At 70.9% G+C, this 11731-nt stretch carries 10 protein-coding genes, 1 other RNA gene and 1 pseudogene; 4 read left to right on the forward strand and 8 right to left on the reverse strand.

Features of this window, described 5'->3' with window-relative positions; translation table 11 throughout:
• Window positions 1-603: 603 nt before the first annotated feature.
• From rnpB to cobC, 7 genes and pseudogenes are all read right to left on the reverse strand, one after another.
• Window positions 604-999: RNase P RNA component class A (gene rnpB, locus DL519_RS21970), an RNA gene on the reverse strand.
• A 136-nt stretch (window positions 1000-1135) separates the two neighbouring features.
• A complete protein-coding gene (locus DL519_RS21975; RefSeq protein WP_190817580.1) occupies window positions 1136-1450 on the reverse strand; it encodes an ROK family protein in 315 nt (104 codons plus the stop codon).
• Window positions 1451-1467: 17 nt separating this feature from the next.
• A pseudogene (locus tag DL519_RS46995) lies at window positions 1468-1622 on the reverse strand (6-phospho-beta-glucosidase); the annotation flags it as partial.
• Window positions 1623-1877: 255 nt separating this feature from the next.
• Window positions 1878-3017: a bifunctional RNase H/acid phosphatase gene (locus DL519_RS21980; RefSeq protein ID WP_190817582.1), complete on the reverse strand. Its 1140-nt coding sequence runs from the start codon at window positions 3015-3017 to the stop codon at window positions 1878-1880.
• Window positions 3014-3745, reverse strand: coding sequence for a zinc ribbon domain-containing protein (locus DL519_RS21985; protein ID WP_190817584.1), 732 nt, complete (start codon window positions 3743-3745; stop codon window positions 3014-3016). Before DL519_RS21985 ends, DL519_RS21980 begins: the two co-directional genes overlap by 4 nt.
• The gene (locus tag DL519_RS21990; protein WP_190824142.1) at window positions 3742-4596 is read right to left on the reverse strand and encodes a Nif3-like dinuclear metal center hexameric protein; all 855 of its coding nucleotides are present in this window, start codon (window positions 4594-4596) and stop codon (window positions 3742-3744) included. The genes DL519_RS21985 and DL519_RS21990 overlap by 4 nt, the downstream gene beginning before the upstream one ends.
• A gap of 7 nt (window positions 4597-4603) precedes the next feature.
• Window positions 4604-5653 (reverse strand): Rv2231c family pyridoxal phosphate-dependent protein CobC, encoded by a 1050-nt coding sequence (gene cobC, locus DL519_RS21995; RefSeq protein WP_190817586.1) that lies wholly within the window; start codon window positions 5651-5653, stop codon window positions 4604-4606.
• Window positions 5654-6134: 481 nt separating this feature from the next.
• Here cobC and DL519_RS22000 point away from each other — a divergent pair, with 481 nt between their 5' ends.
• From DL519_RS22000 to DL519_RS22015, 4 genes are all read left to right on the forward strand, one after another.
• Window positions 6135-6593 (forward strand): low molecular weight protein-tyrosine-phosphatase, encoded by a 459-nt coding sequence (locus tag DL519_RS22000; protein WP_190817588.1) that lies wholly within the window; start codon window positions 6135-6137, stop codon window positions 6591-6593.
• 5 nt (window positions 6594-6598) lie between these two features.
• Window positions 6599-7471 carry a fructosamine kinase family protein gene (locus DL519_RS22005; RefSeq protein ID WP_190824143.1) on the forward strand — a complete coding sequence of 291 codons (873 nt, stop codon included), beginning with the start codon at window positions 6599-6601 and terminating at the stop codon, window positions 7469-7471.
• 178 nt (window positions 7472-7649) lie between these two features.
• The gene (locus tag DL519_RS22010; protein ID WP_190817590.1) at window positions 7650-8618 is read left to right on the forward strand and encodes an SURF1 family cytochrome oxidase biogenesis protein; all 969 of its coding nucleotides are present in this window, start codon (window positions 7650-7652) and stop codon (window positions 8616-8618) included.
• 624 nt (window positions 8619-9242) lie between these two features.
• Window positions 9243-10322, forward strand: coding sequence for an IS110 family RNA-guided transposase (locus tag DL519_RS22015; protein WP_190813148.1), 1080 nt, complete (start codon window positions 9243-9245; stop codon window positions 10320-10322).
• Between the two features lie 388 nt (window positions 10323-10710).
• Here DL519_RS22015 and DL519_RS22020 read toward each other — a convergent pair whose 3' ends face one another.
• Window positions 10711-11667, reverse strand: a complete 957-nt coding sequence (locus tag DL519_RS22020; RefSeq protein ID WP_190817592.1) for a cobalamin biosynthesis protein — start codon at window positions 11665-11667, stop codon at window positions 10711-10713.
• Window positions 11668-11731 lie beyond the last annotated feature (64 nt).

Raw genomic sequence — 11731 nt, forward strand, 5'->3', positions numbered from 1 at the left:
CGATCGCCCCGGCCTCAAGAACCCAACGACGTCACCCTCCGCAACTGAACGCACACGCTGGGAAACCTCGCAAAACGCCCATCGTGCGCACGAAGAGATTAACCCGTCCGGCGCACCAAACGATCTCCGGGTCGATCACCAGACCACCACGATCAACGCCGCACGAGCACCCCGACGAAGCCCGGCCCGCGAACCCCCGCCCGGACGCAACCGGCTCCACCAATCGGCACAACCACGCGCCCCCACAACGGTCGCCACGATCAGGCCAACGAGCCGCGCAGCCACCCAGGCAACGACCACCACGACAAGCAAAGCAACGCCCGCCCAAAGCACCCCCGCAGCGGCGCCGCTCATCTCGCCCATGCAACGGTCACCGCGACGCGCAAAGCGACGCCCTGCTCGAGTCGCCGCAAGCGGCGAAGCCGCTTGGCCCACGCACGCAACTTGCACCGCGGCGGGTTCTCAGACCGTGCCCATCCTGTCGGGGCTCTTGGCGAGGCCGGTCCCCGAAGCCGCGTACTAGGCGGGGACACCGCTGACTAGGCGGTGTCTGATTTCCGCTACCCACACCGCCGCGCGAAACGAGCCTGGAAGCAAGAAGGGCGGATGAGTCGGCCTGTAAGCCGGATTCTGTTTTCGGGGGCCTTGCGGCCTGCCCGGTCGGTGACCATCCATCTGGGCCTGCCGTCGCCGACAGGCTCGTGCGGCCTACCCGCGGACCTCGGGCGAGCAGCCCTCGAACGTCCGCGCAGACGCCTGGCCGGCGTCCTCTTGGCCTTGCTCCGGGTGGGGTTTACCTAGCCACCCCGGTCACCCGGGGTGCTGGTGGTCTCTTACACCACCGTTTCACCCTTACCCGGCGAAAGTTCGCCGGGCGGTCTGTTCTCTGTGGCACTGTCCCGCGGGTCGCCCCGGGTTGCCGTTGACAACCACCCTGCTCTATGGAGTCCGGACTTTCCTCGACGGGATCGCTCCCGCCGCAGTCACCCAGCCGACTCATCCGCGGATCTGATTCTAGTCCGTGCACGCCTCCCGCAACCCGGGTGGTCGCCCGGGGAGGGGCGGGGTGGCGATTTCGCGCGAAATCGCCACCCCGCTCAACCGAGCTGCCCCGCGCGGCGGGAGTCGGCTCCGGTCAGCTTCCGGAGGGCGGCCGGGTCGGCGCCCGATCCGGTCCAGGCCGCGCAGCCCCGCGCCGATCACCGGCGGCCGCCTCGACGATGCGGACGTCCACCTCGGGCGAGACCTTCGCGCAGCGCCGCCGGATGTCCGGCACCAGTCGCCGCCCGGCCCCCGTGGGCACCCCACCACCGAGGACCACCGTCGTGGGCCCATCGACCAGCCCCAACCGGCGCAGGGTCACGGTGGCGAGCAGCCCGATCTCGTCGGAGAGGCGATCGACCAGCTCCGCGCCGATCGCATCGCCGCCGTCGGCCAGCTCGAACAGCACCGGGCACAGCTCGTGCAGTGCTCCTCCGGGCCGCCTGCGTCAGGGCGTGGACCAACTGCACCGCCGCCTCCGAGTAGTAGGCCCCGCCGCGCTGCGCCAGCTCTTCCGGCTGGGCGGTCACCGCCGGGTCGGCGTACCGCTTGAGCAGGTCGCGTTCGACGTCGGCGACTAACCCACCTCACACATGTCAATGGTCTGAACCAGCGAATCTCACGTCCGCACCAACCCGATCCGAGCGCCCGACCAACTCAGAACCGCGAGCACTTCGCGGCGCCACCCAGGCCACCCCAAGCCGCTGCCCCGATCGGAGACGCCGAAAACGTCCACACCAGACGGATCTGTTCAGGCGAAGGGCACCCTTGACGGACTGTGCCGGTTGCCGACCGTGCCGGTCAGAAGTGCCCTTCACTCGTCGCCCGAACGGGCGTCAGGACCAGTGGGAGATGTCGTTCACCAGGCGGACCGAGGCGTTGCCGTCGGGGTAGAACTCCACGATGGACAGCGATGCCAGGTCCAGGTGGAGGCGGTAGAACATCGACGGGCCGACGTCCAGGCCCAGCCGCAGCAAGGCCTTGATCGGGGTCACATGGCTGACCAAGATGATCGTCTGACCCGCGTACTGCTCCAGGAGATCGTCGCGGGCCCGCGTGACCCGCTGGTAGACCTCGTCGAGGCATTCGCCGCCCGGCGGCAGGACACTCGGGTCGCCGAGCCACTTGCGGTGCAGCTGCGGGTACTGCTCGGAGGCCTCGCCGAAGGTGAGGCCCTCCCAGTCGCCGAAGTCGGTTTCCAGCAGGCCGTCGTGGAAGTGCAGTTCGCCGCCGGTGGCGTCGACCACCGCCTGCGCGGTCTGCCGGGCCCGGGTCAGCGGCGAAGAGATCACCGGCGCGACGCCATCCTGGGTGATCACCCCGTCCATCGCGGCCAGCCGCTTGCCCGCCGCGCGCACCTGCCGCTCCCCCAGCGGGGTCAGCGCGACATCGCCCCGTCCGGAGTAGCGCCGGTCCACCGACATCGGGGTCTGACCGTGGCGCAGCAACAACATCTTCGTCGGCGTGCCGTTGGCGCCGAGCCACCCGGACGGGCGGATCCGCGCGCTGCTCGTCCCGGCAGCGGGATCCCCGACCGGTCGGGCACCGCCGCCGGACTGGTCGCTGCTCGCCTGCTGGTCCATCGCCTCGTTGGCCAGGCGGTCGGCGTGGGCGTTCTGGGCGCGGGGCACCCACTCCAGGCTCACCTGCTCGAATCCGGCGATCAGCTGCCTCGCCTCGGCGGCCAGCGGCTGCAGGTTCGCGTGCTTGACCTTCCAGCGGCCGGCCAGCTGCTCGATGACCAGCTTGGAGTCCATCCGCACCCCGACTGCGGCAGCACCGAGCTCCGCCGCCGCCCGCAGGCCCGCGATCACGCCCTGGTACTCGGCCACGTTGTTGGTCGTGACACCCAGACCGATCGAGCGCTCGGCGAGCACCTCCCCGGACCCGGCGTCGCGGACCACGGCACCGCATCCGGCCGGGCCGGGGTTGCCCCGCGACCCACCATCGGCCTCGACGACAACCCGCAAGCTCACCGGTTGTCCCCTGTCCGCACCAGGATCGCGCCGCACTCCTCGCAGCGGACCACGTCATCGGCCGCCGCCTCATGCACCTCGGTCAACGCGGTGCGGTCCAGCTCGATCCGGCACGCGCTGCACCGGGCACCCTGCAGCAACCCGGCGGCGACGCCGCGCTGTGCTCGGATCCGCTCGTAGAGCGCGGCGAGGTCCGCCGGCAACGCCTTGGCGATCAGGTTCCGCTCGCCCCGGCGGCGCGCCTCCGCCACTTCGAGGCCGGCGAGCGCCTCGTCGCGGCGCGACTGGATTTCCGCAAGCCGCTCCTCGGCCGCGGCGAGCATCTCGCGCGACTTCGTCACGTTCGTTTCGAGTGCCTCGCGCTGCTCCATGACCTCGAGCTGCTCGTCTTCGAGGATGCCCTGCCGGCGGGCGAGCGTCTGCAGCTCGTGCTCCAGGTCTTCGAGCTGCTTCGCGGACGCCCCGGCGGCCATCAGGTCGCGATCCCGCTGCTCCCGGGCGCGCACCTGGTCGACCTCGTTCTCCAGGCGCTTGACCTCGCGGTCCAGGTCGCTGAACGCGGTCTGGGCGACCACCAGCTCGTCGCGTTTGGCGCGCACCTCGCCCTCGGCCTGCCCGATCTGCTCCAGCTCGGGCAGCGTGCGCCGGCGGTGCTCGACGCGGTTGAGTTCCGCGTCCGCCTCCGCGAGATCGAGCAGCCGTCGCTGAACGGCGGGGTCGGCTTTCACGCGAGCGCCCTCCCTGGGTCTGATGCCGCGCCGGCGTGAACGGTCCACGGGTCAGTGCGGCGGGTGGAAACGAGGACTTCGACTGTATCCGGCAACGCGGCGGCGACCGTGTCCGCGGCCTGTTGGCACCACGGCCATTCGCTGGCCCAGTGCGCCACGTCCACCAGGGCCGGCACCTCGGCGCCGGGGACGGCGGCCCGGGCCAGGTGCTCGCCGGCCGGGTGATGCCGCAGGTCTGCGGTCACGTAGGCGTCAACACCAGCGGCCGCCGCCGCCGCCAGGTAGGAGTCGCCCGCGCCGCCGCACACCGCGACGGTGCGGATCGGACGGTCCGGATCACCAGCACCGCGCACCCCCCAGGCCGTGGTGGGCAGGTTGTGCGCGACGCGGCGTACGAACTCGTGGAACGGCTCGGCCTCGGGCAGCTCGCCGATGCGCCCCAGCCCGGTTCGGGCGCCTTCCGCGTGCGGGACCAGCGGCCCGGTCACGGTGAGGCCGATGGCCTCGGCCAGCGCATCCGACACGCCCTGCACGGCGCTGTCGGCGTTGGTGTGCGCGCAGTACAAGCCGATCCCGGAACGGATCAGCCGGTGCACGATCCGCCCCTTGGGGTCGTCTGCGGGCACGCCGTGCACCCCGCGCAGCAGCAACGGGTGGTGCGAAACCACCAGCTGCGCGCCGAAATCCACCGCTTCGTCCACAGTGGCCTCGACTGGGTCCACGCAGAACAGCACCCGCTGCACGACCGACTCGGGATCGCCGCACACCAGGCCGACCGCGTCCCAGCTCTCCGCCAGATCGGCCGGATATGCCGCTTCCAACGCGCCGATCACCTCTTGAAGCCGAACCACCACCGGCTCACCCCCGTCCCAATATGTCGCGTAAAGCCTTTACCAGCAAAGCGTTCTGCGCCGGATCGCGCACCGCGACCCGCAGGTGATCGGACCCCAGACCGGGGAACGTGTCGCCCCGGCGGACCGCGATGCCGTGCTGCCGCAACGCATCCCGCACCTCAGCCCCGCCATCCACCCGAAGCAGCAGGAACGGGGCGCGTGCGGGCATCGCGACCTGCAGCCCCGGAATCCCGTCCAACTCCGTGACCAACCCGGCGCGGTGCTCCTCGAACTCGACCGCGGCCTGCTCCGACTCGGCCAACGCATCCGGCTCGCAGCAGGCGACCACGGCCTCCAGGACCAGCGCGTTGATCGGCCAATGTGGACGGTACCGGCCCAGCCGCCGTAATAGGTCCGGATCGCCCAGCGCGTACCCGGCGCGCAATCCGGGAAGGCCCCACATCTTCGTCAGGCTGCGGAACACCAGCAGCCCCGGTTCCCGGCACCCGGCCAGCGACTCCGGCTCGCCGGGCACGGTGTCGCTGAACGCCTCATCGACGACCACCACCCGACCGGGCCGAAGCAGCCGCCGGATCTCCGTCGCCTGATGCAGCACCGACGTCGGGTTGGTCGGATTGCCGAGCACCACCAGGTCCGCCTGCTCCGGCACCGCGCCCGCGTCCAGACGATAGCCGTCCGCCGGATCCAGCTGCACCCGCGCCACCTCGACATCGGCGGTGCGAAGCGCCAGCTCTGGCTCGGTGAACGACGGGTGCACCAGCGCCGCGAGGCGGGGGCGCAGCGACGGCAGGAGCGCGAAGCCCTCCGCCGCGCCGGCCAGCAGCAGCACCTCGGAGGCGTCGCGGCCGTGGCGGGCGGCGGCAGCCGCCCGAGCGGCGAGGTCGTCGGCGGCGGACGGGTAGCGGCCGAGGCGGTCGAGCGCCGCCGCGAGGCGGTGGCGGAGCCACGCCGGCGGGCGGTCCAGGCGGACGTTGACCGCGAAATCGAGCAGGCCGTGCTCGGCGTCGACATCGCCGTGGTGCCGCAACGAATCCTGATCGTGCCCGCTGTTCATCCCGGGCAGTCTAACCAGGGCGGAGCCCGGCCCGTGCGCCGCGAAAGGCGGCGGTGACCCCCTCGTGATGTCGAGCCGGACCACGACCTCACCAGAAGACTCGAACGCCCCCGTTCACCCCGAGCAAACCCAGCGGTCCCCACGCCCCCGATCCCATCCGGAGCGAACGGACCGCTCGCCCCGGTAGGCGGAGTCAACGGTCCGTTCGCGTCAACTGCTGTTAGGAGCGAACGGCCTGTTCACGCCAGCAAGGGGAGACGAACGGCCCATTCGCTCCAAAGGCCGTCTGCGCGAACCGACCGGCCGTCTCCGGGCGGGGCGAACGGATCGTTCGTCCCGCTAGGCGGAGTGAACAGTCCGTTCGCGTCAACCGCTGTTCGGAGCGAACTGTCCGTTCGCTCCGATAGGCGAGACGAACAGGCCGTTCGCTCCCCTCCCCGCAGCCGGAGGCGGGCACGGTTGGGCCGTACCCTCGGGAAACGTGCACATCTCCTTCATCTGTACCGGCAACATCTGCCGTTCCCCGATGGCCGCGCTGGTGTTCCGCGAGCAGTTGCGGCGGGCCGGCCTGGACGGGCAGGTCGAGGTCACCAGTGCCGGAACCGGGCCGTGGCACGTCGGCGAACCGGCCGACCCGCGCACCGCGAAGGTGCTCGCCGACCATGGCTACCCCACCGAGCACGTCGCCGCCCAGATCGACGACGAGCACCTGGCCGCCGACCTGCTGATCGCAATGGACGCCGGGCACCTCCGGGCGGTGCGCCGCCTCGTCGACAGCTCGGCCGACGTGCGGCTGCTGCGTTCCTTCGACCCGGACTCCGCCGACGGCGCCGAGGTCCCGGACCCGTACTACGGCGGCCCGAACGGGTTCGACGATGTGCTGGCGATGGTCGAGGCCGCCACACCGGGTCTGCTCGACTGGGTCCGCGAACGGTTGTGACGATGATGCTCGATCAAGCCCGGGCGGCTGTAGCGGAGATCACCGGCCGTGCAGCGGACGATGTGCGCCGACTCGGCGGGGGCGACACCGCTGCCGCGTTCGCGGTCCGCCTCGACGACGGCGAGATGGTCTTCGCCAAGACCGCGCCCGCGACGATGCCCGGCGCCATCGCGGCCGAGGCGGCATCACTGGTCTGGCTCGCCGAGCCCCGCGCGGTCGCCGTACCCGCAGTGCACGGGCATACCGAGAACTGGCTGGTCACCAAACACGTTCCAGAAGCGGCTCCAAGCCCTGCGGCCGCCGAGCGGCTCGGCCGCGATCTCGCCGAGCTGCACGCGGCCGGCGCACCTGCTTTCGGCGCAGCGCCACCGGGCGGTCCCGCGGACGCGTGGATCGGCCTCGCGCCGATGCGCAACGAATCCAGCGAGCAGTGGCCGTCCTTCTACGCCCGGCACCGGGTCGAGCCGTACCTGCGGCGTGCCGTCGACTCCGGAGCGCTCAGCGCCGGGGCAGACGCGGTGATCTCGCGGGTGTGCGCCCAGATCGACGATCTCGCCGGGGCCGCCGAGCCACCCGCCCGGCTGCACGGCGACCTGTGGAGCGGCAATGTGCACTGGGGCGCGCAGCGGGCCTGGCTGATCGACCCGGCCGCGCACGGCGGGCACCGCGAGACCGACCTCGCGATGCTGCACCTCTTCGGCTGCCCCCACCTGGACCGCGTCCTGGCGGCGTACCAGGAGGTCAGTCCGCTGGCCGACGGCTGGCGGCAGCGGATCGGACTCCACCAGCTCTTCCCGCTGCTGGTGCACACGGTGCTCTTCGGCGGAGGCTACGCGTCACAAGCCGTCACTGCGGCGCACTCCGCTCTCAGCGCTTGACCCCGCGCCGCCCGAAGGTGACAACCTTCACAAACCTCCCCCAGGATCGGGGCAGACTCGGTTTCTCGCGCGAACGACGTTCACCCAGGTGACGGTCGGTGATCGCGCTGGTCACGAGCGGCCAGCGCGGCGGCGGGGGTGGCGGCGGGGCTCGGGGCGGGCCGCTTACCGTAGAAGGGTGCGCCTGAAGTTCTTGCTACGACCCGGTTGGCTCGGCCTGATCGCGCTGGTCGTGGTGTTCGCGTCGCTCTGCTTCACGCTGCTGGCTCCCTGGCAGTTCAGCCGCAGCGACGAGGCCCAGGCGCGCAACAACGCCATCTCCGAGTCTTTCCACGCGTCGCCGAAGCCGCTGGCGGAGGTGCTGCCCGCTGGGCAGGTGCCGGACCAGCAGACCGAGTGGTCGCAGGTCGTGATGCACGGCCGGTACCTGCCGGAGGGCGAGACGCTGGCCTGGCAGCGCACGGTGCTCGGCGAGCCCGCCTTCGAAGTGCTGACGCCGTTCCGGCTCGACGACGGCACGACGGTGCTGGTCGACCGGGGCTTCATCCGCCCCGTCAACGGCACCCAGGCGCCGGACTACGCGGCCGCTCCGGCCGGTGACCTCAAGCTCACCGCCCGAGTCCGCACCGACGAGCAGGACAGCAAGCAGCGTCCGCTGTTCGACCACGACGGGCATCGCTGGGCCTACGCGGTGAATGCGGAGACCATCGCGAACGGCACCGGTATCGCACTGCGGCCGGGCTACCTCTCGCTCCACGAGGGCCAGCCGGGCGTGCTGGAGCCATTGCCGCTGCCGCGTCTGGAGTCGGGACCGTATTTCTCGTACGCGCTGCAGTGGATCGCGTTCGGCATCATGGCGATCATCGCGATCGGCTACCAGGTGTACTCGGAGCTCCGCACCGACGCCCGCCCGGCCTGGCGAAACCGGACCGACGCGGATGGCGCGGCGGACGAGCCCGCCGACGGACCGACGCCGGGCGGCCGGGGCAAGAGCAGCGGCCGCCGCAAGGTGTCGGTGGCCGAGGCGATCGCGGAGGAAGAACGCCGCGAACGCGAAGAAGCGGCCGGAGAATCCGGCGAGACGGCCGAGGAAACCGCCACCACCAGCGGCGAAGCCCCCAAAACCGAACCAACCCGCCAAGCCTGACCCAGCCGGGAAGCCCGGCCACGAGCAACGCGCTTCGCCTCCGGCTAGTCGCGCCTAGGCCTTGGAAGCGCCCCGCGACCGAAATCAGTCCCGCCATCACCCAAGCGCACTGATCAGGGAAAACAGCGCTCCGGCCTTGAGCTCGCCACTGCACCGGAAGCCTCACGGCGATCTTCCCAGCCCAGGAGATTGCGTTACCGCTGGTCAAGACCCATGAATGCATTTTTTGGGGGCGATAGAGGCCGTTCGGGAGCTCTCTCTGCGGCGGTGGTACATCTGCACGTCGCTCGTGTGGAGCGAACGGACCGTGCACGTCAATAGGCGCGACAAACGGACCACTCGCCTCATCCACCCAACCCCACGCCTCCGGCAACTGATGTGGAGCGAACGGACAGTGACGATGTGTGTAGTGACGCCGCTGGTGGGTCTGACCCTCGAACGGACTGACGGCTTGCCTGTCCTGGAACGGATCTGTCGGCCTTACCGGGCGTTGCTACGCACGCGGCCGGACGGGCGTTTGTGACCTTATAGGAGCTTGGCTAGAAGCCCCGTCACTGTCTTGTCCTCCCGCCCGACCGGCGCGTGCCGCCCCAGGTAACGGACGCAAGGACGGACAGGACCAGCATGACGCAAGAAAGCCCGCGGATCATCGGCGGAGTCGATTCCCATGGCCAGACCCATCACGGCGCGGTGATCGACCAGGTGGGCCGGCACCTGGCCGACAAGGAGTTCCCCACCACCACCGATGGCTACCGGCGGCTACTGGAATGGATGCGGTCGCATGGTGAGCTCGTCGCGATCGGGGTCGAGGGAACCGGTGCCTACGGCGCCGAACTCGCCCGGGTACTCACCGCCTCTGGCATCAGCGTCATCGAGGTGGATCGCCCCGACCGTAAAACCCGTCGCCTGAGAGGAAAATCAGACTCGATCGATGCCTACGCCGCAGCCACCGCGGTGCTGGCCGAACGCGCCACCGGCATCCCGAAAAGCCGTGACGGTGTGGTCGAGGCCATCCGCGCCCTGCGCGTGGCCCGCACCAGCGCGGTCAAAGCCCGCACCCAGGCGATCAACCAGATCCGTTCACTGCTGGTCTCCGCACCGGCGGTGCTACGCGAGCAGATCACCGGCCTGAACACCGCCGCACTGATCACCACCCTGGCCCGGCTACGACCCGGCCAGGACCTGGCCCACCCGCCGACGGCCACCCGCGCCGCCCTGCGCCTACTGGCACGGCGCTACCAGGCCCTCGACACCGAGATCGCCGAACTCGACAACGCCATCGCCCCGCTGACCCAACAGGCCTGCCCGGACCTGCTGGAACTCCGCGGCGTCGGCACCCAGACCGCCGGTACCCTCCTGGCCGCCGCCGGCGACAACCCTGAACGCATGCGCTCCGAAGCCGCATTCGCCCACCTCACCGGAGCCGCCCCCATCCCCGCCTCCTCCGGCCGCACCGACCGCCACCGCCTCGACCGCGGCGGCAACCGCTCCGCCAACAATGCCCTCTACACCATCGTCCTGGTCCGCATGCGCCACGACGAACGAACCCGCGCCTACGTCGAACGCCGCACCCAGGAAGGACTCACGAAAAAAGACATCATCCGCTGCCTCAAACGCTACGTCGCCCGCGAGATCTACCACGCACTCACCACCACCCCCACAACACAACAAACCCCTCCAAAAACCCCCACAACCGCCGCTTGACATCTATAGGAGCATCCGTCCACGACGATAGGCGCGACAAACGGGCCGTTCACCTCATCCAGCCGGCCGCGGGCCTTGCCGCGGGTAGGTCGGGCACCCTGGCCCGCGTGAGGTCGCGCTGAGGGCCTCGGCGCTTCGAAGACACCAGCAGCCCCACCGCGATGCCACACCACCACATCCCGGGCGTCATCTATAGGGCCCAAATGCTGACCAGGGCTTTTGGGGCTCATGTTGGGTGTGAGCCTCGTGGGACGGTTGGTCGCAGACTGGTCTGGCGGTAGTGCTTCTGGTCGTTCGGGCCGTGAGGCGTTGGGGGTGCTGTCGGCGCCCGGATGCCTCGCGTGCGAGCCCGGATGCCTCGCGTGTGAGCCCGGGTGGGGTTCGGGGTTCAGCGGGAGCGGCGGTCCCGGCGGAGGGCTCGGGTCAGGGCGAAGGCCGCCGTCAGGACTCCCGTCACCGTGCCGATCACCCGCGAGAGCTCGACGCTTCGGGTCACATCGCCCGCGTCCGCCGTACGTCCTTCTCCCAGCACCGGGCGCTGCTCTACCACGTGGCCGTACACCGTGCGGCCGCCCAGACGGATCTGCAGGGCACCGGCGAACGCCGCCTCGACCTGCCCGGCGTTCGGGCTCGGGTGCGCCGAGGCGTCCTGCCGCCACGTCCGCCACGCCCCGCTCGCCGATCCGCCGACCACCGGCGCGCACGCCGAGGTCAGCATCGCCGCGAACCGGGACGGCACCAGGTTCAGCACGTCGTCCAGGCGCGCCGAGGCCCAACCGAAGTTGCGGTAGCGCGGCGAGCGGTGCCCGACCATGGCGTCGAGGGTGTTGGCCGCGCGGTAGCCGATCAGGCCTGGGACCCCGGCGATCGCTCCCCACACCAGCGGCGCGACCACCGCGTCGGAGGTGTTCTCGGCGACGGATTCGACGGTGGCGCGGGCCAGGCCTTGCCCGTCCAGCACCGCCGAGTCCCGCCCGCACAGGTTCCGCAGCCGCGCTCGCGCCGCGTCGATCTCCCCGGCGTCGAGCATCCGGGCCATCGCGGTGCCCTCGTCGGCCAGCGACGAGCCGCCGAGCACCGCCCAGGTGGCCAGGCCGGTGACTGCGGCTTCCAGCACGGGGCTGCGCCGCGACAGCCGCTGCGCGAGGACCCCGATCCCGGCCGTGACGCCGACCAGCAGGCCGGTGTAGGCGACGCCGGCGATCCGCTGGTCCCGGTGCAGCGCCCGCTCGGCGGCCTGCGCGGCCTTGCCGAAGATCGCGACCGGGTGCCCGCGCTTCGGGTCGCCGATCGCCGCGTCCGCGGCCACTCCGAGTAACAGTCCGACCGCCCGTCCCGCGCTCACCGGTGCCGTTCCTCCAAATCGATCTGGTACGAGCGAGCCTCTCCGGAAGCCCGCGGCAACATCC

This window comes from Saccharopolyspora pogona (assembly GCF_014697215.1).
Taxonomy (GTDB): domain Bacteria; phylum Actinomycetota; class Actinomycetes; order Mycobacteriales; family Pseudonocardiaceae; genus Saccharopolyspora; species Saccharopolyspora hattusasensis.

Bases quoted from the DNA above. Each gene is read 5' to 3' on its own strand.
- cobC (WP_190817586.1), bottom strand. From the start codon at position 5,653: ATGAACAGCGGGCACGATCAGGATTCGTTGCGGCACCACGGCGATGTC.
- DL519_RS22005 (WP_190824143.1), top strand. From the start codon at position 6,599: ATGCTCGATCAAGCCCGGGCGGCTGTAGCGGAGATCACCGGCCGTGCA.
- DL519_RS22015 (WP_190813148.1), top strand. From the start codon at position 9,243: ATGACGCAAGAAAGCCCGCGGATCATCGGCGGAGTCGATTCCCATGGC.